At 71.7% G+C, this 22,035-nt stretch carries 12 protein-coding genes; 4 read left to right on the top strand and 8 right to left on the bottom strand.

The annotated features are described in order from the left end of the window. Positions 1–22 precede the first annotated feature (22 nt). Complete coding sequence (locus JIX56_RS20620) at positions 23–433, bottom strand: nuclear transport factor 2 family protein (protein WP_257542680.1); 411 nt, start codon at positions 431–433, stop codon at positions 23–25. Positions 434–622: 189 nt separating this feature from the next. Between JIX56_RS20620 and JIX56_RS20615 the strand changes: the two genes are divergently transcribed. Next, on the top strand, positions 623–2,452 hold the full coding sequence (locus JIX56_RS20615) for a S9 family peptidase (protein WP_257542679.1): 1,830 nt from the start codon (positions 623–625) through the stop codon (positions 2,450–2,452). A 188-nt stretch (positions 2,453–2,640) separates the two neighbouring features. Here the strand turns inward: JIX56_RS20615 and JIX56_RS20610 are convergent, their stop codons facing one another. Together JIX56_RS20610 and JIX56_RS20605 are read right to left on the bottom strand one after the other, a co-directional pair. Beyond that, complete coding sequence (locus JIX56_RS20610) at positions 2,641–3,282, bottom strand: sigma-70 family RNA polymerase sigma factor (RefSeq protein WP_257542678.1); 642 nt, start codon at positions 3,280–3,282, stop codon at positions 2,641–2,643. Positions 3,283–3,436: 154 nt separating this feature from the next. Continuing rightward, positions 3,437–4,117 carry a hypothetical protein gene (locus JIX56_RS20605; RefSeq protein ID WP_257542677.1) on the bottom strand — a complete coding sequence of 227 codons (681 nt, stop codon included), beginning with the start codon at positions 4,115–4,117 and terminating at the stop codon, positions 3,437–3,439. A gap of 310 nt (positions 4,118–4,427) precedes the next feature. Between JIX56_RS20605 and JIX56_RS20600 the strand changes: the two genes are divergently transcribed. Further along, the gene (locus JIX56_RS20600) at positions 4,428–6,395 is read left to right on the top strand and encodes an NAD-binding protein (protein ID WP_257542676.1); all 1,968 of its coding nucleotides are present in this window, start codon (positions 4,428–4,430) and stop codon (positions 6,393–6,395) included. A 183-nt stretch (positions 6,396–6,578) separates the two neighbouring features. On the opposite strand, the gene JIX56_RS20595 is transcribed toward JIX56_RS20600, so the two are convergent. Then, on the bottom strand, positions 6,579–7,784 hold the full coding sequence (locus JIX56_RS20595; RefSeq protein ID WP_257542675.1) for a GTP-binding protein: 1,206 nt from the start codon (positions 7,782–7,784) through the stop codon (positions 6,579–6,581). Positions 7,785–7,788: 4 nt separating this feature from the next. Then, the gene (gene rpmF / locus JIX56_RS20590; RefSeq protein ID WP_257542674.1) at positions 7,789–7,959 is read right to left on the bottom strand and encodes a 50S ribosomal protein L32; all 171 of its coding nucleotides are present in this window, start codon (positions 7,957–7,959) and stop codon (positions 7,789–7,791) included. A 167-nt stretch (positions 7,960–8,126) separates the two neighbouring features. Between rpmF and JIX56_RS20585 the strand changes: the two genes are divergently transcribed. After that, a complete protein-coding gene (locus tag JIX56_RS20585) occupies positions 8,127–9,110 on the top strand; it encodes a permease (RefSeq protein ID WP_257542673.1) in 984 nt (327 codons plus the stop codon). Beyond that, positions 9,107–9,901, top strand: a complete 795-nt coding sequence (locus tag JIX56_RS20580; RefSeq protein WP_257542672.1) for a TIGR03943 family putative permease subunit — start codon at positions 9,107–9,109, stop codon at positions 9,899–9,901. Before JIX56_RS20585 ends, JIX56_RS20580 begins: the two co-directional genes overlap by 4 nt. A gap of 216 nt (positions 9,902–10,117) precedes the next feature. On the opposite strand, the gene JIX56_RS20575 is transcribed toward JIX56_RS20580, so the two are convergent. From JIX56_RS20575 to JIX56_RS20565, 3 genes are all read right to left on the bottom strand, one after another. Beyond that, positions 10,118–14,323, bottom strand: a complete 4,206-nt coding sequence (locus tag JIX56_RS20575; RefSeq protein ID WP_257542671.1) for a WD40 repeat domain-containing protein — start codon at positions 14,321–14,323, stop codon at positions 10,118–10,120. 519 nt (positions 14,324–14,842) lie between these two features. Then, positions 14,843–15,169 carry a DUF7336 domain-containing protein gene (locus JIX56_RS20570; RefSeq protein ID WP_257542670.1) on the bottom strand — a complete coding sequence of 109 codons (327 nt, stop codon included), beginning with the start codon at positions 15,167–15,169 and terminating at the stop codon, positions 14,843–14,845. A gap of 122 nt (positions 15,170–15,291) precedes the next feature. After that, a complete protein-coding gene (locus JIX56_RS20565) occupies positions 15,292–21,438 on the bottom strand; it encodes a DNRLRE domain-containing protein (protein WP_257542669.1) in 6,147 nt (2,048 codons plus the stop codon). Positions 21,439–22,035 lie beyond the last annotated feature (597 nt).

Genomic DNA, 22,035 nt, shown 5'->3' with positions numbered 1-22,035 from the left:
CACGGCCCGCACGGCCCGCCGCTCAGTACCGCTCGACGAGGTGCTCACGACCGGCCGGCGGCTCGTACGGCTCGGGCCAGAAGTCTGTGACCGTGGCTATCCGGCCGTCCTCGTCCCCGGTGAAGAAGGAGATCGCGTGCAGGTCCTCCAGCCCCACCGTGACGTGGATCCAGCTGACCACCTGCCCCGGCTCGGCGACGATCCGCTCGATCCGGGCGTGCCAGTCGCCCGGATACTCGCGGTTGAACTCCATGTACCGTTCCTTGCCGCGTATCCGCTCCCGCGTCTGCGGCAGCTCGTACACGACGTCCTCCGCCAGCGTCTCGGCGAACGCGGCCCAGTCCCGGCCCTCGGCGGCGGCCCAGAAACTCTCAACGGTCTTGCGCAGATCAGTCGTTGAGGTCGTTGAGGTCGATGAGGTCGATGAGGTCATGGGGCGAGTCTGCACCCGGCCACTGACACTCGGCCCGGCCGGAACCGTCGAGGGCCGCCGGGGGCCGTCGAAGGCCGTCGAGCGCTGTCGAAGGCCGTCGCAGGCCGTCGGGGGCCTCGGCGGTCAAAGTTATCCACAGGCTGGGGGCCTCGGCGGCACATTGTCGTGCGGGCGGGGCAGTATGGGGCCATGACTGAGAGCAACGGGTCCACCCCGCAGGAGCAGAGCGGGTCCATGCCCGACTGGGAGAAGAGGTTCCGGGCGCCGAGGGTGTCCCTGCCGGACTGGGCGGAGGACGCGCCGCACCGCTCGCTGTTCGTCTCCAACGCCACGGGCACGTACGAGTTGTACGCGTGGGATCGCGCGACCGGCGAGCAGCGCCAGGTCACGGACCGGGCCAACGGCACGACGGACGGTGTGCTCTCGCCCGACGGCGAGTGGATCTGGTGGTTCGACGACAAGGACGGCGACGAGTTCGGCGTCTGGCGCCGTCAGCCGTTCCACGGCGGCCCGGACGAGGAGGCGGCACCGGGCCTGGCCCCGTCGTACCCGGCGGGCCTGGCGATCGGCCGCGACGGCCGTACGGCGATCGTCGGCCGCTCGACGGACGAGGACGGCTCCACGATCCATCTGTCCCGGCAGGGCGCGGCGCCCGTCGAGATCTACCGCCACCGGGAGTCCGCCGGTGTCGGCGACCTCTCGCACGACGGCTCGCTGATCGCGATCGAGCACACCGAGCACGGCGACGCGATGCACTCGGCGCTGCGCGTGGTCCGGGCGGACGGCACGACGGTCGCCGAGCTCGACGACACCAAGGGCGGCACGATCGAGCTGGGCCTGGAGGTGATGGGCTTCGCCCCGGTCGACGGCGACACCCGGCTGCTCATCGGCCACCAGCGGGGCGGCCGTTGGGAGCCGCTCGTCTGGGACGTGGTCTCCGCCGAGGAGACCGACCTCGGACTCGCCGACCGGCTGGAGGGTGATCTGAGCGCCGAGTGGTATCCGGACGGCTCCGCCCTGCTCGTCGCCCACAGCTTCGAGGCCCGCAGCGAGCTGTTCCGCTACGACCTGGCGTCCCGGCGTCTGGAGCGCGTGGACACCCCGAAGGGCACGGTGTCCGGGGCCACGGCCCGCCCCGACGGCAGCGTGGAGTACCTGTGGTCCTCGGCCGCCGAACCGCCGGTCGTCCGCTCCACGACGGGCAGGGTGGTCCTCGACCCGCCGGGGATGAAGTCCCCCGGCTCGGTGACGGTGGAGGACGTCTGGGTGGACGGCCCCGGCGGCCGCGTCCACGCCCTCGTGCAGCGCCCGGCCGGCGTCTCGGGGCCGTACCCCACCGTCTTCGACATCCACGGCGGCCCGACCTGGCACGACAGCGACGCCTTCGCCGCCGGCCCGGCGGCCTGGCTGGACCACGGGTACGCGGTGATCCGCATCAACTACCGCGGCTCCACGGGCTACGGCCGTGCCTGGACCGACGCGCTGAAGCACCGGGTCGGTCTGATCGAGCTGGAGGACATCGCGGCGGTCCGGGAGTGGGCGGTGAGCTCCGGCTTCGCCGATCCCGAACGCCTCATCCTCACCGGCGGCTCCTGGGGCGGGTACCTCACGCTCCTCGGCCTCGGCGTCGAGCCGGACGCCTGGACGCTCGGCATCGCGGCCGTCCCCGTCGCCGACTACGTCACCGCGTACCACGACGAGATGGAGGCGCTGAAGGCCATGGACCGCACACTCCTCGGCGGCACGCCCGAGGAGGTCCCCGAGCGTTTCGAGGCCTCGTCCCCTCTGACCTACGTCGACGCGGTGAAGTCCCCCGTCTACATCTCCGCCGGTGTCAACGACCCCCGCTGCCCCATCCGCCAGATCGACAACTACGTCGACCGACTGGCCGGCCGAGGCGCCGTCCACGAGGTCTACCGCTACGACGCCGGCCACGGCTCCCTGGTGGTCGACGAACGCATCAAACAACTCCGCCTGGAACTGGACTTCGCACAACGCCACGTCGGCCCACGACCCTGACCCCATTGCTCGCGCAGTTCCCCGCGCCCCTAAAAGACCAGGCCCTGCTTTTCAGGGGCGCGGGGAACTGCGCGACCAGCCCCCACCCACCCGCACCCGAAAAACCCACCCCTCGGGGTCGAAGGGGCAGCGCCCCTGGGGACGGGACGGGTAGGGGCGGCGGGGGCGAGCAAAGCCCGGGCGCGCCCTCAGGCCGCCACCAACACCTCCACCTCCTGGGCCTCCGCCGCCGCCAGCAACCCCACCAGCGTCGCCCTGGCCCGAGCCACCCGAGACCGCACCGTCCCCACCGGACACCCACTCAGCTCCGCCGCGTCCTCGTACGACAACCCCACCACCTGCGTCAGCACAAACGCCTCCCGCCGCTCCTCGGGCAACGCACTCAGCAGATCGACCAGCGCGACCCCGTCGTCGAACCCGGGCAGCCCCCGAGGCTGCGCGCGCTCGACGGCCAGCCGCCAGTCCGGCACATCGGACAGCCGCGGCCGCGCCGCCGCGTACCGGAAGCTGTCGGTCACGGCCCGCCGGGCGATGGACAGCAGCCACGTACGGGCCGAGCACCGCCCCTCGAACCGGTGCAGGCTGCCGAGCGCCCGCAGGAAAACCTCCTGGGCGAGGTCGTCCACGGCCTGCGGGTCCGCGCAGAGGTGGGCGACGAACCGCTGGACGTCACGGTGCAGCGCACCGACGAACCGCTCGACGGCCTCCGGGTCCCCACCGCGGGCGGCCAGCGCCCAGGCGGTTATGGACTCGTCGGTCGTGGACCTGGCCTGCGGGATCGAGGCAGGCAGGGGGGTAAGGGTGATCACCTGGTGTCCTTCTCGGGTCATCCGGGATCCGGACCACCGAGCGACGCGGGCATGTGAGAACGCGTCAGGCGGTCCGGTGAGGAAGGGAAACCGGCCGTACGGCACGCGCGTGGGCGGCGTACGGCCGAAGCCCGAGGCGTGTGCCGTAGCGGCCGCCTCGGGTCACCGGCTGTCGTCAGATGACAGCGGTCCCGGCGGGTGGCCCGCGAGAGGTGATCGCATGGACGAGAAGGAGCCGTCGCGGTGACCGGTCGGACCGGCCGCGGCGCACCCGAGGGCGCGGCCGCTCCGGCGCGGCGGGCAGCGCGAGCGACAGCCGCAGCGGTGCGGCCAGCCAGCCGGCGACGGCCCGCAGCAGACCGAAGGCGGCGCGTTCGCCGTACGCCAGCCACAGACCGCACAGCAGCGCGGCCAGCAGATGCGCGGTGAACATGCCGGCCGACGACGCGTACGCGGACGCGAGCGACGCCAGGAACGATGAGGAGGACGCGGACGAGCCGTCCAGGAGGTACCCGGTGTGGTCCACGTGGTCCATGTGACCGGCCGCAGCCGTGGGGGCCGTGTGAATCATGTGGGCGGATCCCCTGTCCGCCATCGGGCCCGCCGACTGCACCAGTTCGAAGCCCGAGTGCAGGGCGGTCTGGGCGGCGACCACGACGGAGGTGATCAGCGGGAGCCCGCGTTCACGTCCGGCCAGGCACCAGCCGACGGCACCCGTCGCGGCGGCCCCGGCGGCCATCGCCCACCAGGGGACCTGGCTGCCGGACATCATCACGTGTCCCAGGGCGGCGAGCAGCACACAGACGGCCGCGAACATCGCGGCGCGTGCTGTGCGCGAACCCCACCCTGCGGTCATGGCGCCCCATCCTCGCATCCGGACACCGTCGTCACCCCGACCCTCTTGAGTACGGATTTCCACCCGCCGTCGCACTCACACTCTCAACAGTGACCTGGATCACTGAGGAACCGGCCGCGCCGATGAGGCAGTCTTCTGCCTCGTGGGGAGTCCTTCGCAGCAGAGCAGCCGTACCGGTCCGGGCCGACAGGCGGGTCCGGCCGACCCGGCCGGGACGACCGGTCCCGGCACACCGTCAGGTCCGGTCGTCCCGGGCCGGTCACCCGCCCCGAGCGGGCGAAGCAGACCGGCGGCCGACTCCGGCGCGCACATGGTCGTCTGCGGGGACGACGGGCTGGCACACCGGCTCGCCGCCGAACTGCGGAACGTGTACGGGGAGCAGGTGACGCTCGTCGTGCCGCCCACCGCCCGGGTCGCGCAGCGGCCGGTCGTCGGACGCGCCCGCGGCGCCGCCGCGCTCCTCGACCGGGTGACGGCGGCGGTCAACCGGGCGGCGGGCAACGGCGATCAGGCAATCGGCGACCGGACCGGAGACAGAGGGGAACGGGGCGATCAGGGCGACCGGGGCGAGGACAGGAACGACCGCAACGGCGACCGGGTCCTGGAAGCCGCCGAGGCCACCGAGGCCGTGCTCGCCGAGGCCGGGGTGGAGCGGGCCGCCGCACTGGCGCTCGTGTATGACGACGACGAGACCAACATCCGCGCGGCCTTGACCGCCCGGCGCCTCAACCCGCGCCTGCGGCTCGTCCTCCGGCTCTACAACCGCCGGTTGGGGCAGCACATCGAGGAACTCCTCGACCAGGCCGCGGCGTTGGCCACCGGAGGCGCCGCCGACGACGGGGTCGACGGCCTGGGCGCCTCGACGACCGTCCTCTCCGACGCCGACACGGCCGCGCCCGCGCTGGCCGCGACCGCCGTCGTCGGGACCACCAAGGTCGTGCAGACGGACGGGCTGATGCTGCGGGCCGTGGAACGCCCGCCGGGCCGTGGTGGTCAGAGCCCGGGAGGTCTGTGCACGCTCGCACTCCTCTCGGCCACCACCAACGACCCCGCCGGAGCCGACGGTTCAGAGAGCAGCGGGGAGCGCGGCCCCCAACTCCTGCCCGACGAGCGGGCGGTGGCGGCGGCCACCGGACGCGGGACCGTCGTACTGGACACCGTGCGCTACGCCGGACCCGCGCTGCCGCCCGGCCGGGCGGGCGGCGGGTCGCTGGGGGCCTTCGGGGCGTTCGGGTCGCTGCTCTCGCGGCGGCTGCGGTGGTCCCTCGCGGGGCTGATCGCGTGTGTGTTCGCCCTCGCCGTCGCCCAGATGGTCATCACCGGGGAGCATCCGCTCCAGGCGACGTACGCGACCCTCCTCGACCTCTTCGGGATCGCCGACCCGGCGACCGACCAGAGCGACTCCCGCCAGATCCTCCAACTCCTCTCCGGCCTCATGGGCCTACTCCTCCTGCCCGTGCTCCTGGCCGCCGTGCTGGAGGCCCTCGGCACCTTCCGCAGCGGCACCGCCCTCCGCAAGCCGCCCCGCGGCCTCTCCGGGCACGTCGTCCTCCTCGGCCTCGGCAAGATCGGCACCCGGGTGCTCGCGCGCCTGCGTGACCTGCACATCCCGGTCGTCTGCGTCGAGGCCGACCCCGAGGCACGGGGCCTGGCGGAGGCCCGCCGACTGAGGGTGCCGGTCGTGCTCGGCGACGTGACCCAGGAAGGCGTCCTGGAGGCCGCCAAGATCCACCGCGCCCACGCGCTCCTCGCCGTCACCAGCTCCGACACGACGAACCTCGAAGCCGGCCTGTACGCCCGTTCCGTCCGCCCCGACCTGCGCGTCGTCCTCCGCCTCTACGACGACGACTTCGCCACCGCCGTCTACCGCACCCTGCGCGCCGCCCACCCCGGCGCCCTCACCCGCAGCCGCAGCGTCACCCACCTCGCCGCGCCCGCGTTCGCCGGCGCGATGATGGGCCGTCAGATCCTGGGGGCGATCCCCGTCGAACGCCGTGTCCTGCTCTTCGCGGCCGTCGAGGTCCGCGGCCACCCCCGCCTGGAGGGCCGGACCGTGGCCGAGGCATTCCGGGCGGGCGCGTGGCGTGTGCTGGCCCTCGACACGGCCGCGCCGGGAGAATCCGGCGCCGAGCGGGCACCGGGGGCGCCGTCGGGGGCGGGGCTGATCTGGGACCTGCCCCTCACGTACGTGCTCCGCGCCGAGGACCGCGTGGTGCTGGCGGCCACGCGGCGGGGGCTGGCGGAGCTGTTGGGAAGGCGGGCGAGGGCGGGGGCGTAGCTCTGGGGGCGGCGAGGTGGTGGGTCGGGTGCGGGTGGGTGGGGGCTGGTCGCGCCCACGCGGCGGTAGCCGCAGGTCCAACACAGCCCCGCGCCCCTTGACGGCGTGGGTCGAGCCCGGTGTTTTCAGGGGCGCGGGGAACTGCGCGAGCAACCACACACCACCCGCACCCGGCACTCTCGGTCAGCCCACCCCGGCGGGTTGCTCGTGTTCGCAAGCGTCGTCGATTCCGTACGTGTCCCACGCGGGGAACGGATCGCCGAGGGCGGACCGGGAAAGGAGCTCGCCCTCGCCCATCAGGCAACCCGCCAAGGCCGACCGCAGCCGCTCCGCCCGCAAACCCGTCCCGATGAAGACCAACTCCTGTGCGTACGGGGCCTCGTCGTCCCGCGCGGCGGACGGTTCGAAGCGGGCGACGGACCCGGCCTGGGACCACAGTCCGACGACGCCCGGCCGGCTGGCCAGGGTGAAGAAGCCCTTGGAGCGCAGGACCTCCCCGAAGGAACCGCTGTCGAGCGCCTCGGTCACGAAGGTCCACAACCGTCCTGGATGGAAGGGGAGTTCGGACCGGAAGACGGTCGAGGAGATGCCGTACTCCTCGGTCTCCGGCACATGGTCACCGTTCAGCTCCCGCACCCACCCCGGCGCCTGCTGGGCCCGTTCGAGGTCGAACGCCCCGGTGCCGAGCACCTCCGCGACCCGCACACGGCCATGGCTGACCGGCACGATCCGCGCGGCCGGGTTGAGCCGCGCCAGCGTCGCCGCGAGCCGCTCGGCGGTCGGCGCGTCGACGAGGTCGAGCTTGTTGAGCACGATCACATCGGCGAACTCGACCTGGTCCATCAGCAGATCGCTCACCGTCCGCTCGTCGTCCTCGTACTGGTCGAGCCCCCGCGCCACGAGCTCGTCACCACCCGCCAGCTCGGGCAGGAAGTTCACCGCGTCGACGACCGTGACCATGGTGTCGAGCCGGGCGAGGTCCCAGAGCATGGCACCGTCGTCGCGCGCGAAGGCGAAGGTCGCCGCCACGGGCATCGGCTCGGAGATCCCCGAACTCTCGATGAGCAGATAGTCGAAACGACCCTCCCGCGCCAGCCGGTCCACCTCCTCCAGCAGATCGTCGCGCAGGGTGCAGCAGATGCAGCCGTTGGTCATCTCGACCAGCCGCTCCTCCGTGCGCGACAGCGCCGCCTCGCCGCCGCGCACGAGGGCGGCGTCGATGTTGACCTCGCTCATGTCGTTGACGATGACCGCCACCCGGAGCCCCTCGCGGTTGGCGAGGACATGGTTGAGCAGAGTGGTCTTGCCCGCGCCGAGAAAGCCGGAGAGGACCGTGACGGGAAGCCGGTCGAGTCCGTCGTGCGCCGTTCCGTCGTGCGCCGTGGTCACGGGCTCAGCCCTCCGGCTGGATCAGCCCGCGCTCGTACGCCTTCAGCAGCCGCTGCGGTACGAGATGCGTGGCGCCGTCGACCGTGAACGGCACCAGCTGCGGCGTGCTCGCCTTCCACTGGGCGCGACGGTGACGGGTGTTGCTGCGGGACATCTTCCGCTTGGGTACGGCCATGGGGTCCTCCTCCACAGGTGATGTCCCGGAACGCTACATGAAAATGGATCCCATTACTAAAAGAGAGGGGGGACGGCCGTGAGCAACCGTGCCCCGGGCGCCGTATGAGAGGGGAGGCCGAACCGGCCCGCACAGCACAGCCGTTCCCTACGGAGGTACCGTCCCCCGTGGCCATTTCCAAGGAAGAAGCCCCCCACCGCGGTCGGCACCTCGACTCACCGCTCCTCCTCACCATGCTGCTGGTCCTGGCGGTCGTCGCGCAGGGCCCCCTGCGCGGCCTGCTGTCCGCGCCCGTGACGCAGAGCTGGATGACGGTGTTCGTGGCGGTGGTCGTGCAGGCCCTGCCGTTCCTGGTCATCGGGGTGCTGCTGTCGGCGGCCATCGCGGTGTTCGTGCCGGCGTCGTTCTTCGCCCGCGCGCTGCCGAAGCGGCCCGCGCTGGCGGTACCGGCGGCGGGCATGGCCGGTGTGGTGCTGCCGGGGTGCGAATGCGCCTCGGTACCGGTCGCGGGCGCCCTCGTGCGCCGGGGTGTGACGCCCGCGGCGGCGCTCGCCTTCCTTCTCTCCGCCCCCGCGATCAACCCGATCGTGCTGACGGCGACCGCCGTGGCCTTCCCGGGGAACCCCGAGATGGTGCTGGCCAGGTTCGTGGCGAGCCTGCTCGTGGCCTGCGCGATGGGCTGGCTGTGGCAGCGCCTGGGCCGGGGTGAATGGATGCGTCCGCCGGAGCGGCCGTCCTACGAGGGGCAGAGCAAGGGCGCGGCGTTCTGGGGCTCGGTGCGGCACGACGTGATGCACGCGGGCGGGTTCCTGGTCGTCGGCGCGATGGCGGCGGCCACGCTCAAGGCGGTCGTCCCGGCGAGCTGGCTCAACGCCGCCGCCGACAACCCGGTCGTCGCGATCCTCGCCCTGGCGGTCCTCGCCGTACTGCTTTCGATCTGCTCGGAGGCGGACGCGTTCGTCGCCGCCTCGCTGACGCAGTTCTCCCTGACCTCCCGGCTGGCCTTCCTGGTCGTCGGCCCGATGATCGACCTGAAACTCTTCGCCATGCAGACCGCCACCTTCGGCCGCGCCTTCGCGCTCCGCTTCGCCCCCGCCACCTTCACCCTCGCGATCCTGGTGTCGGCCCTCGTCGGGGCGGTGTTCCTGTGAACCGCCAGGCCCAGACCGTCGTCCTCTTCCTCACCGGCGGCGCCCTCCTCCACGCCGGCTTCACCGACCTCTACCTCCGGTACGTCAAGGCAGGCCTCCAACCGCTGCTCATAGGCGCGGGCGTGGTGCTGATAGCCGCCGCGGTCGCGACGGTCCGGTACGAACGCCGGGCGGCACACCGGCAGGACGACCCCGAAGCCGGCGCCCCAGGCACCGGCGACGCCACCGAGACCGGTAGGGCCCACGCCGACGCCATCGAGACCGGTACGGCCCACACCCCTCACGAACCCCGGGTCTCCTGGCTCCTCGTCCTCCCCCTCCTCGCCCTCGTCCTGGTCGCCCCGCCCGCCGCCGGTTCCTACACCGCGATGCGCACCGGCACGGCCCTCCAGGAGCAGCCCTGGGGCTACCCCACGCTCCCCGCCGACGGCACCCTCCGCCTGAGCGTCGCCGACTACGCGGGCCGCGCGGTCTACGACAAGGGCCGCGCCCTCGCCGGCCGCCCGCTCAAGGTCACCGGGTTCCTCGCCCTGGACGGCGCCGGCAATCCGTACCTCGTGCGCATGGCCCTCAACTGCTGCGCCGCCGACGCCCAGCCCGTCAAGATCGCCCTCACCGGTGAACTCCCGGCCGTCCTCCGGCCCGACACCTGGATCGAGGTCACCGGCACCTACAGCCCCCGACAGGCCAAGGACCCGGTCAACGGCACCGCCGTCCCGTACCTCGACGTCACGACCACCAAGCCGGTCAAGGCACCGCAGGACCCGTACGACGAGGCCTGGAACGGCTGACGGCACCGGCCGCCCCGGAGCGTCCCGACGGGCCGACGCGTGGTCGAACGGTGCCAGGGCAGAGAAGGGCCCGGTCGCTGGCGACGGGGGATGCACCAGCGACCGGGCTATGGCCAAGGCTAACAAGGCTGCTCGCAGGACGGGAGCCGACTGGTCCACTGCGTGGACAAGTTGTGATCGGGATCACGTACAACCGAGGCAGTGTCCAAACGTTTGTTAGGTACGTCCGCAGGGCGGTTCGTACTCCAGCCGCGGCAGGTACTCGTCCCATTTCTCCCGAGTCAGCACACCGCGCGTCGTCGCGCAGATGTGCCGTACGGCGTCGTCGACGTCGAGATTCCACAGCCGTACGGTGTCGGCGCCGCTGGACACCCCCAGCATGTGGCTCTCGGGTCTGAAGGACAGGAAGTTGCCGGTCTTGGCGTTGGGGCTCATCGACTGGCCGATGGGGGAGGCCTCGGCGGGGTCGGTGACGTTCCACAGCCGGACGGTGCTGTCGTTGCCGCCGCTGGCCAGGGTCCGGCCGTCGGGGCTGTAGCTCAGCGACACGAGCGCTTCGGTGTGACCGGTGAGGGGTTCGCCGAGCCGGGTCGCCCCGGCGGGGTCGGTGACGTCCCAGAGGCGGACCGTGTCGTCGTCGCCGCCGCTGGCCAGCGTCGTGCCGTCCGGGCTGAAGGCGAGGGCCTTGACGGGGCCGTGGTGGTCGGTGAGGGGCTTGCCGAGCCGGGTGGCGCGGCTCGGGTCGGTCACCTTCCACATACGGATGGTGCCGTCCGCGCTGCCGCTGACGAGCGTGCGGCCGTCCGGGCTGAAGTCGAGTTCGAGGATGTAGCCCTTGTGGCCGGTGAGCCGCCGGTCGAACGGAACGACGTGGGTCGGGTCGCTGACGTCCCACAGCTGGATGGTGTGATCGTCGTAGACGGTGGCCAGCGTGCGCCCGTCCGGGCTGTAGGCCAGGGCGTCGGTGTACCGGGTCCGCAGCGTGACGGGCGGCCGGTGGCGGACCGGATGGGTGGGGTCGCTGACATCCCACAGATGCAGGTCCCGGTTTCCGGCCACGATGGCGAGGGTGCGGCCGTCGGGGGAGAACACCAGGGCGCGATTGCCGCCGTCCTCGGCCAGGAACGGTTCGCTCAGCGGCACCGGGCGGCCGGACTCCGCGACGTTCCACAGCCGGATCCGGCCGTCGCGTCCGGCCGTGGCGAGCACCCGCCCGTCCGGACGGAACACCCCCTTGCGGCCGACCATGTCCGACGTCGGTATCGACCACAGCCGCACCTTGCTGTCCCCGCTCCCGGTGGCGAGGGTCTTCCCGTCCGGGCTGAAGCAGACCGCGAACATCTCGCCGCTGGCCCCGGCCAGCGGCTCGCCCACCTGCGACGGATACTCCGGATCGGCCACGTTCCACAGACTCGCCGTACTGTCCGCGCTGCCCGCGGCGAGCAGGCCCCCCTCGGGGCTGAAGGCCACGGACCAGACGGGGGCGGTGTGCCCGGTGAGCGGCGACCCGAGCGCGCTCGCGTGCCGGGGATCGGCCACGTCCCAGAGCCGGACGGTGTTGTCCGAACTGCCGCTGGCCAGCGTCTTCCCGTCGGGGCTGAAGGCCACGGAGTGCACCCCGGCCGTATGGCCCTCGAGCACCGTGCCGAGCGGCGCCGGATCACGCGGATCGGCCGTGTCCCACAGCCGGATCGTGTCGTCGTCGCCCCCGGTCGCCAGCGTCTTCCCGTCCGGGCCGAACGCCACGGCCCGTACGGGCGCGGTGTGCCCGGTGAGCGGCGCGCCGAGCGCCGTCACGTGCGCCGGGTCGCTCACGTCCCACAGCCGTACGGTGCGGTCCTCGCCCACGGACGCGAGCGTCTTCCCGTCCGGGCTGAAGGCGAGCAGATAGATCGTGCCGCCCCGGTGCCCGGTCAGCGGCGCGCCGAACGACCGCGGCGCGCTCGGATCCCGTACGTCCCACAGTCGGATCGTGCCGTCGTCGCCGGCGCTGGCGAGCGTACGGCCGTCCGGAGCGAAGACCGACGTGCTCACCCAACTCGTGTGCCCGGTGAGGGGTTCGCCCAGCGCCTTGGGCCGGGAGGGGTCCGCCACGTCCCACAGCCGTACGTTCCGGTCGTAGCTGGCGGTGGCCAGGTACTTCCCGTCCGGGCTGAACGAGGTCAGGTAGACGGCGCCGCCGTGGCCGAGGAGCGGGGTGGCCAGGGGCGCGTTGACGATCGAGACGAGCCGGTTGTCGGTGCCCTCGTCGTCGGGCCGCAGGCCGTGCGCCACCAGGTCGAGTTGGGCGGACAGCGACGGATCCGTGTGCTGGACGCGGTCGGCCTCGGCGACCACCTGCTCGAACACCGCGTCGTTGCGCTGCTGCCACGCGACCACCGCCGAGCCGACGGCCACCAGGGCGAGCGCCACCAGCGCCGCCACGGCACTCCGGCTGATCCAGACGGTACGCCGACGCAGCCGGACCGAGGCGGCCAGGAACTCCACCGCGCTCCGGGTCAGGAAGGTGTCCCCGGCGGACTTCGCCCAGGTGTGGGCCTGTTCGAGCCGCGACCCCCGGTAGAGCAGGGAGGTGTCGCGCTCCGACTCCTCCCAGGCCCGGCCGTCCTCCTCCAGCCGCTGCCGTAGCAGATGGTCGTTGCGCCCCTCGTCTATCCATCCCCGCAACCGCGGCCAGGCGTGCAGCAACGCCTCATGGGTGATCTCCACGGTCTCCGCGTCGAGCGTCACCAGCCGGGCGCGGACCAGCGCCTCCAGCGACTCCTCCGTCTTGTCCGGATCCGCCGACCCGTCCGCCAACTGCCGCCGCGTCCCCCGCCGCCGCGTGGCCTGCGTGTCCTCGCCCAGCCGGACCAGGCGCAGCAGAAGCAGCCGCGCGGCCGTACGGGCCGCCGGGTCCAGCCCCGTCCAGGCCCGCTCGGCGGTCGCCGCCACCGCGCCCTGGATGCCGCCCGCCGCCCGATACCCGGCCAGCGTCAGCCGCCCCGCCTTCCGCCGCTGCCAGGTCACGAGCAGCGCGTGCGACAGCAGCGGCAGCACGCCCGCGTCGTGCGCGCCGCGCGGCCCGTCCGCACTCACCTCCCGCACGATCGACTCCGCCAGCCCCGGTTCCAACTCCAGGCCCACGGCCTTGGCCGGCCCCACCACGGCCTCCCTCAACTCCGCCGTGGTCAACGGCCCCAGCACCATGTGCCGGTGCTGCAACGCGTCCGCCAGCTCCGGATACCCGAGGCACTGCTCGTAGAAGTCGGCCCGAATGCCGAGAACGACGAGCACGGGGGCCTGCCCGCCCGGGTCGCCGGGCGTGCACGCCGCGCTGAGCAGCTGGATGAAGGTGCGCCGGTCGGCTTCGTCGGAGGAGAGGGTGAAGGTTTCCTCGAACTGGTCGACGATCAGGACGGGGCGGGTGGGGGTGGACGGGCTGTTGGGGGTGGTCCCAGTGGTGTTGGGGGTGGTCCCAGCGTCGTCGGGGGCGGCCCCATTGCCGTCCGGGGACGGCTCGCGCCGCCGTGCCCAGGCCGCGACGGCCTCCCGCACCGCCTCGGCGAACATCGGCGTGCCGGGCTCGTACGCGGCGGACACGACCTGCCCCAGCTCCGGTATGTGACGCGTCAGCTCCCCGAGCGGATCGGCACCCGGCACGAGCTGGAGCACCTCGCCGGCCCGGCTCTCCACGCGGCCTTCGCCGGTACGGCCGCCCGCCGCGCTCCCCGTATGCCTCGCACCGGCCGGGCCGTCCGGGCCGTCCGGGCGGCTGCCGAGGGCACCGTTGCGCACCGCGGGGACGAGCCCCGCGTTCAGCAGGGAGGACTTTCCGGCGCCCGAGGCGCCCACGAGCATGACGAGCCCGCCCGTCGGCTCCGCCGCGCGCAACTGGGCGACGAGCGCGTCGGTGCTCCGCTCCCGCCCGAAGAACCACCGCGCGTCCTGCTGCCGATACGAGGCCAGCCCCCGGTAGGGGCAGACACCGCCGGGGATGGGCGAGCCCGTACCCGGGGTGTGCTCTTCCTCCAGAGCCGCGGCGGAGGCGGCGGCCGCCGCGGACGAGGGGGACGCGGACGCCCCCGCCGGGCGCTCGCCGACGGGGTCGGCCAGGGCCAGCTCCCACAGCCGCTGCCACTGGGCCATGTCGTACAGCCCCTTGGAGACCGGGACGGGCCGCGCCCGCCGGGCCTCGGGGATCAGCACATGCAGGACGGCCGCGAGGGCGGCGAACTGCGCGGGCACGTTCCTGGCCCGCCGCCAGTCACTGATCCGCTGGGCGGACACCCGCACGGGCCGCCCGCGTTCGTCGACCCGCTGCAGCCGGACGACCGACTCGGAAACGCTCTTGAGAGGAGGATTGCCCGCTTCCTTGTACAGCAGCGCGAGACGCTCCGCGAAGGCTGTGCGTGCCCCTGAGTCGTAACTCAAGGCATCCACCCCTTAACTTCCCCCACACCTGGATATCCGGACCGGAAAACTCACCTTATATGCCTGACCTGCGACGAAGCCCTGGCGGGAGCACCGGACCCTCCTCGTCACGAGTCCCGACTGGCAGGATCAAGCCCGGGCCGCGCACCTCGGGGCCGCCGCACACGCAGGCCACCGGCACAGCGCCCGCAGAACCGAGCCATGAACCATCTGTTTCCGGCCAGCTTCGGCGACGATCCCGCTCCGCACACCGCCACACAACGTCCACAACCGTCTCGATCCACGTCCCCTGACGAGGATCGACACCCCCGCACCGTTCGGCACCGGTCCCCACGTGGGGAGGGACCGGTGCCGAACGAAGCGATCGGGCCCGACCCGCTGCGCGGATCGGGCCCTTGACCTGTTGTCCAGGACGCGCGATTGGCCGCCGGCGCGCTGTGCGTGCGGGCCACGGCCGGTGGGCTCGCGCTCCTGGGCCACGCGAGTGGCCCAGGGCGGCGCTCGGCTGTACCCCGGCCCTTGGGTGGCTCAGCCCGTCTCCTCCGGCCCCTCGGAGCCCTCACCACCGGTCATGACGGTCACGAAGCCGTCCTTCCACTCGTCGGCGTCCACCGTGAACTCCTCGATGTAGAAGCACTTCGGTTCGTCACGGAAACCCGGAAGCACGCGTGCACGGACGATACGTTCCTGGGCCTTGTCGCGGCTGGAGTAGACGCCCAGGAGTTTGACGTCGTCCCCCTCCTCCTCGTCGGCCCAGAAGTCGTCGTCCGCGGCGAAGTGCCGGATCTCCGACCCATCGGTCGGCTCGGCGTGCCTGACATGCCACAGCAGGTAAACCCGGCTCTGTCCGTCCATCGTGATCACCTCGTGTTTCAAAGGGAGACCGCGGCCCGCTCGGCGTGGTCGCCGGCGCGGGCCGCGGCTCTTCGGTTCGCCAGGTCCTCAGGTCCTCAGGTCCTCAGATCCTCGGGCCCCGCTCAGTTGCGGGAGAGATACTTGCGGACCTTGTTGTAGACCGACCCCGGTCCCTTTTTGTACGGGGGCCTGTAGTTGCCCTTCCTCATGACCCGGTCGGTAGCGCCGTCGAGCGTTTCGCCCTTTCCTCTGCGCTGGCCCTTGGCGAAGTCGGGTACGTCGTTTCCCTTCGCCTTCCCGGATTTGCGGGCCTCCCGCCACAGGGTGCGGACCTTGTTGATGGCCCACTTCCTGCCCTTCCACCAGATCAGGCCGATGATCGCGATGACCGCGCCCACACCGATCACGGCGAGAACCGTTCCGGCGCTGACGCCGAGTCCGGCCATGCCGACCAGGGCGACCGCTGTCATCCTGCCGTCGAGGTCGACCAGGTTGACGGGGTCACCGCAGACGTACTCGTAGCTGTTGCAGCTGCCGCCCGTGACGGGGTCGACGGACAGGAAGCGGCCGGTGGTGGGGTTGTAGAGGCGCGCTCCCATCAGGAGGAGACCGGTGGGGGTCTCGGCGGAGCGCTGCTTGGCACCGAGCCAGCCGTAGCGGTCGGCGCCGCCGCCCTCGCGGACGTTGCCGTACTCGTCCGTGTCGATGACGACGGGCGCCTGGCTCACGTCCAGCGGGAGCTGGAGCGCCACGTCGCCGTGGACGGTCGTGAACTGCAGCTCCGTGTCACCGGTCTTGCCGGTGATCGCGGCCAGGTCGCCGGAGACGGACGTCACGTTGCGGCTGACGGCTCCGCTCGCGGTGTCCTCGACGAGCCAGCGGGGGCTGTCGCTGTCGTCGCCGTAGTGGTTGACCTTGGACCCGGTCTGCGTCCAGGTGGTGCCACTGCCGGTCTCGGTCTTCCAGGAGCGGAAACGCATGGCCGCGTCGAGCTGCCAGGTCTGCCGCTCGCCGCCCGCGGTCTGCCGGTAGGCGAGGTCGTTGGCGTAGTAGTCGACGGTGCCGCCCGGCAGGGCGGTGGTGCGGCCGAAGGCGTCGTAGGAGTAGCCGGAGTCGACGAGCCGGTCGGCGCTGTCGTAGGTGTGGCTGGTGCTGGTGCCTCCCGAGGCGGGGCAGGCGCCGGAGACCTCGCCCGTCGCGGTGGTCAGACCGGTGCGGTTGGAACGCTTGTCGAAGGCGTACGTGCGCTTGGTGCACACCTGTCCGACGGTGTCCTCGACCGTGGTCAGACGCCCGGCCTTGTCATAGCCGTAGCGCTGGTCGGACCAGCCGGAGTGGCTGGTCGTCCGCCCCTGGGCGGACCGGGTCACCACGTCGGTGTAGACGGTGGTGCCGTCGCTGTCCCGGGTGTAGGCCCTGGAGGTCGGGGCGCCGGTGGCGTCCTCGGTGACGTTCAGGGTGTAGCCGCCGGGCAGCTTCTCGGAGGTGACGGAACCGTCCGCGTCGTACGTGGCGGAAAAGTCACCGGCGACGGAGTCGCCGGCCTTGGTGACCAGTCCGCGCGGCTCGACGCTGTGGTCGTAGGTGTAGGTGACGGTCGACGGGACGGAGTCACTGACCTTGACCGCGCGGTCGAGCGCGTCGTAGACGGTGGTGGTTCTGCCCCCGTCGGCGTCGGTGTACGAGATGAGGCGGCCGAGCTTGTCGTACGCCTTGGTGATGGTGCCCGCCGTCGGAGAGGTGATCCCGGTGATCTGGCCCGTCGCCGGGTCGTACTCCACGGTGGACTCCGGGACCGCCTGGCCGAGGCCGCCGGTCACCGTGGTCTTCAGCGGCCGACCCGCGTCGTCGTACGACCTGGTGGTCGTGCGCGACTGGCCGTTGGCCGTGTCGGTGATCCTGGTGGGCTGGCCGAAGTAGCCGTACTCCACGGTGGAGTCGGTCACCTCGTCGGGCTGGCTGCCGCCTCCGGTGATCTTTCCGGCGGGCCCGCTCCAGCAGACCTGGTCGGCCCACTCGGGGCGGCCCTTGCAGAAGCCGGTGCCGTCGGCGGCCCAGTACTCGGTGACGCGGGAGGCGGCGTCGCCGCCGGTGCCGGCCGGAGGCACGATGTCGGTGATCCGACCCTGTGCGTCGTACGCGGCGGTGGTCGTCAGGTTCAGGCCGCCGGAGTCCTGGATGACCAGGTTCGGAAGGCCCTTGGCCCAGTCGTACTGGGTCTCGGTGACCCGCTTCTCACCCATGACCGAGTAGTAGTCGCGGACCCGGGCGCCGACGATCTTGAGCGTCAGCTGGTCCTTGACCTTGGCCGTGCCGTCGGTCGGCCGTCCCTCGTCGTACTCGTTGACCGTCCAGGTCCGGGCGGGCACGGAGGTGTCGGCCTTGACCAGGACGGTGGTTCCGTCCTTGAGGTCCTCGGTCAGGTCCACCCGGTGCAGCGGACCGAACTCCTCCAGCTCGCGGGTGCCGGCCTCGTTGAACAGGGAGGTCGTCGAGAGCAGGTGGGCTCGCTCGGCCGAGGGCCGGGAGATGATGCCCAGACCCGTCAGCGTGTCCTTCTGCGCGTCCGTCGTGCCGAGTGCCAGCGCCCGGTTGGCCGCGCTCAGTTCACGGACGGTGTTGCCGAACCGGTCGTACTCGGTGGTGCTGATGTGCTTGCCGGGCTCCGCCGTGTTGACGCTGCGGCCGGAGGCGTCGAGGTAGTGCACCTCGGCGCGTGTGTATCCGCCGCCGGTCAGGTTCGCGCCGTCGTGGGACGAGGGCACGGAGTCGGCGGGGAAGACGGCGGTGGCGTCGCTCGGGGCGTCGAGCTGCCCCCACTGCGCGACATCGCCGGTGCCCATGGCGTGCGGTGCCTTGGTGCCGGTGAGCGGGACACCGTAGACGACGCTGGTGACCGCCTCGCCCTCGGTGGCGTCCACCGAGCCCTGCTTCAGGGCCGGGCGCGAGACACTGAGCAGCATCCCCGCGCCGGGGGCGGTGCCGCCGCCGGCGTTGCCGTAGTCGAAGGTGTACGGCAGCACGCCCGACGGCTGGTACCAGGTGACCCGGCCCTCGTCGTAGGCGTACTGGGTCTCGGCCTGCTGACCGATCCGCGGGTCCCAGAACTGGCGCAGCCGACCGGCGGAGTCGTACCGGTACGTGCCCACGGCGGTCGCGGTCGCGGCGGCGGCGCCGGGGGCGGTGGCCCACAGTTTGATCTGCTTGACCTGGCCGGTGAAGTCACCGAAGTCGGCGTCGGTCTCGGTGCCGGTCGCCGTGGTCGCGGTGGCGTAGACGAACTCCAGTACCCGACAGCCCTTGGTGGCCGGATCGGCCTCGCACGTGGCGGCCGTGACGGCCGACGTCGGGGCGATGATCCGCTTGGGGCGGGCCAGCGTCTTGCCGGCCACGGTCACGGTCTCGGAGACCACCTTGGTGGTGGTGTTGCTCAGACCGTCGAACAGGGCGGTGGAGACCTGCCATGTGGTGGCCGCCGAGCCGGGCTTGGCGAACGTCGTCACCGAGCCCTCGGTGTCCGACAGGGTGAACGAGCCGGTGACACTCCCCTTGAGGGTGAGCGCCTCGGCACCGGGCTCGGGCACCCAGCCGGTCCTGGCCGCGTTGGCGGTGAAGTGCACCGCGTCGCCCTCGGACATCACCACGTCGACCGCGGTGTCGGAGATCCTGCGGATGTGGCTGTAGTCGGAGGTGGTGTCGTCCGCGACGGTGCCGGCGACCCACTCCTTGCCGAAGATCGGGGCCTGCCCCTCCTGCTTCGCGCCCTGGTCGGGGTTGCGTGAGGAAGCGGTCCGTGTCATCTCCATGCCGAAGAACGACGCGTCGGTCTCCGACAGCGTGTAGTCACCGGTGAGCAGGTTCAGCGAACCGGGACCGGTCTCGGTGGTGGCCGCGCCGTCGGCGTTGCGGTCCACGACCACGGTCAGCGGTTCGGTGCTGCTGGCGGCGGAGTTCGGGCCGGTGAAGTCGGCCTTGATCTGGACCGTGCCGTCGGGGTCGACGGTGCCGGTGGCGTTCCAGACCAGCTCCGCGTTCCTGCCGCCGGTGAGCCCGACCGGCCAGGCGGTCAGCGCCGTGCCGCCGGAGGTGACGTCGCCGACGGGGATCTTCACCCAGGCGTCGGCCTCGGAGCGGCGCCAGGAGAAGGAGACCTTGTCGTACTTGCCGCCCTCGGCCTCGGCGACCAGCGGCAGCCGGCGTGCGGTGCGCTCGCCGTCGGCCGGCTGGAGGAAGCCGCCGGAACCGGCGTGGAAGGTGTACTCCTTGGCCTCCGACTTGTTGTCCGCCTTGTCGACGGACCGCACCTGGAGGGTGTGGGTGCCGTTCTTGGGCGGGGTGACGGAGATGGCCTTGGCCGCGCCGGCGCCGCCGGTGGCGACCCTGGTCCAGGTCACGCCGTCCAGCGACCACTCCAGCCAGTTGTGGTCCGCGGAGGGCGGGGTGACGGTGAAGGTGCCGGCCTGTCCGGCGCCCTTGACCCATTGGCCGGCCGGGTAGTCGGTGGAGGTGATCTGCGCCGGGGCGGACGGGGCCGAGGTGTCGACGGTGAACGTCTTCCACGCTGACCAGCCGGTGTTGTAGTGCGTCCCGTCGTAGGGGTTGGTGCGGAACTTGTACGTCTTGCCGTTGCTCAGCGCCCCGGACGGAACGGTCACCGACGCCGGGGACCCGGAGGCCACGTACTTCGAGACGATCACCTCGCCGACCTGGGTGTCGGTGGCGTTGTCGTAGATCTGGAAGGTGCCGTTGACCTTGTCACCGTCGGCGTCGACGAAGGTGTCGCGCAGCGTCGGTGTGGTGGTGTTCACCATGTAGGCGCCGTCGTAGGAGAAGAACGGCGGACCGGCCTCCTGCTTGGTGCCCGTCTTCGGCCGGAAGTTGTAGGTCACGACGAGCTTCGGCGGATTCGTCGCCGCGTTCGCGGAGTTGACCCGCTTCCACTGCGCCACGGCCGACTCGCTCGTCGCACGCAGACCCATGTGCCCGCGGGTGGCCTTGGCCGAGGCCCAGTCCTGCGCCAGCGTGGTCGCGTCGGCGTTGATCCAGCCGTCCGGCTGGGACGTGCACGAGGCGTTGCCGCGGGTCTCGGTCGAGGTGGCCTTCTTCGCCGTCATGGTGGGACGGTTCGTCCACCGGGAGGTCGTCGACGCGGCCCCGGAGGACCACACCTCCCACGACTGTGGCGAGCAGTCCGTCTGGTTGGCCGAGTGGAAGTTCCACAGGCTCAGCTTCGCGCTGGAGACCAGGGCATCGGCGATCGGCGAGGTGTTCCAGCTGACGAAGGACTGCGCCGTGCGGGGCGTCCCGTCGGCGTTGGTGGTGCCCGGGTTGCCGAAGTCCAGCTCCGTCGCGGACGACCAGTCGACTGTCTCGCCCTGCTGCACATAGGTGTCGAAGACATTCGACAGCGAGGACGTCGACGGGTCCACCGTCACGGGGTACTTGGTCTCGGGATCGGCGAGGAACTCGGGGTCCGGGGTGACCACCAGGTCGACGCCCGCCTCCCTCTCGACCATCTTCATCGACACCGGCACCCGGCGGGTGTGCTCACCGGAGCGCTTGTCGACGGTGGAGTCCCACATCACCGGCGCGGGCATGACGGCCCGCTTCTTGTTCTTCCTGTCGGTGAACTGCAGGCTGCCGTTCTTCAGCTGCCTGACCTTCAGCCCGTCGGTCTCCAACGGCAGCGTGTAGGAGAACCCGTCGGTGGCCGGCTTCTTCTTGATCTCGACGTACTGCTCGAAACCGGTGCGGGTCGCCTCGACCACCACATCCGCGCCGGGCACCGCGTTGACGTACTCCGCACGCGTCCCGTTCAGTTCCGGCTCCGGCAGACCGCCCTTCCAGCGCAGCGTGATCTGCTCACTGCCCTCGCCCAGCGTCACCAGGTCGACGGCCTTCGACCGCTGCGCCGCCTTCAGCGACGTCGCCGGCGTACCCGTCCTGCCCGCCAGCCGCAGCCCGTTGGGGTGCGCCACCGGCTCCACGCCGCTGCCCGATTCGCGCAGCTCCACATCGACGTTCACCCACGTGCCGTCACGCTCGAAGCGCACCGGCCCCGCCGACAGCTCCGTGGTCAGGCTGCCGTCCTTGTTCACCCAGGTCGTCGAGGTCTCGGTGCGCTCCGACAGCGCCTCCACGCGCTTGCCCGACAACCGCGCCGCGACCTTCGCCGACGCGATGTCGGCCGCGGCGGTCGCCGCCTCGGGCTTGGCGGGCTTCGCCTGCGGAGCGGCCTCGGCCGCCCCCTGCAGCAGGCTCACGGACATGACCGCGGCCAGCCCGTTCGCCGTCCAGCGCAGATACTTGCTGCGCTCATGCCAAAAGGTCCTTCTCCGGAAAGGAGAGGACGAATCCCCCAGTGGTATCAACATCCACCCGTATTCGGTTCTGAGCCGCCAAGTTGTAAGGCTGCTGTAAAGAAGTGTGGTCGATGTGAAAACCTAGCCTCCACAAGAAGTGGACAAAAGCATTGATCATCGCAAAGGTGTGCGACATGCCTTGGCATTCCCTGTGACATGGCTCACCGCCGCAGGGGCTTGCCCGCTCCGAGGAACCGCACTCCCGGCCCACCGACTCCGCGCCCTTCGCACGCACGCTTCCCCGTGATGTTCCGGGCGCCGTCTCCCCGAGAGAGGGCGGGAGTCGTCCGGGAACCGGATTCCGCAGGCGGTTTTTCATGGTTCCCAAGAGACCCGAGAAACAAGTCAGGGGCCTGACCCGCTCTCGCGGATCAGGCCCCTGACCTGGTGTTCACTGTCGGGGTGGCGGGATTTGAACCCACGACCTCTTCGTCCCGAACGCGATCAGCCGCTTCGTGACCTTGCGCTGAGGGTTCCTGACCTGCTTGATCGGCCGCGGTGTCG

The sequence above is a fragment of the Streptomyces sp. CA-210063 genome, from assembly GCF_024612015.1.
GTDB lineage: Bacteria > Actinomycetota > Actinomycetes > Streptomycetales > Streptomycetaceae > Streptomyces.
The sequence above is the reverse complement of the archived record's forward strand: the minus strand, read 5'-3'. Positions and strand labels throughout refer to the sequence as shown.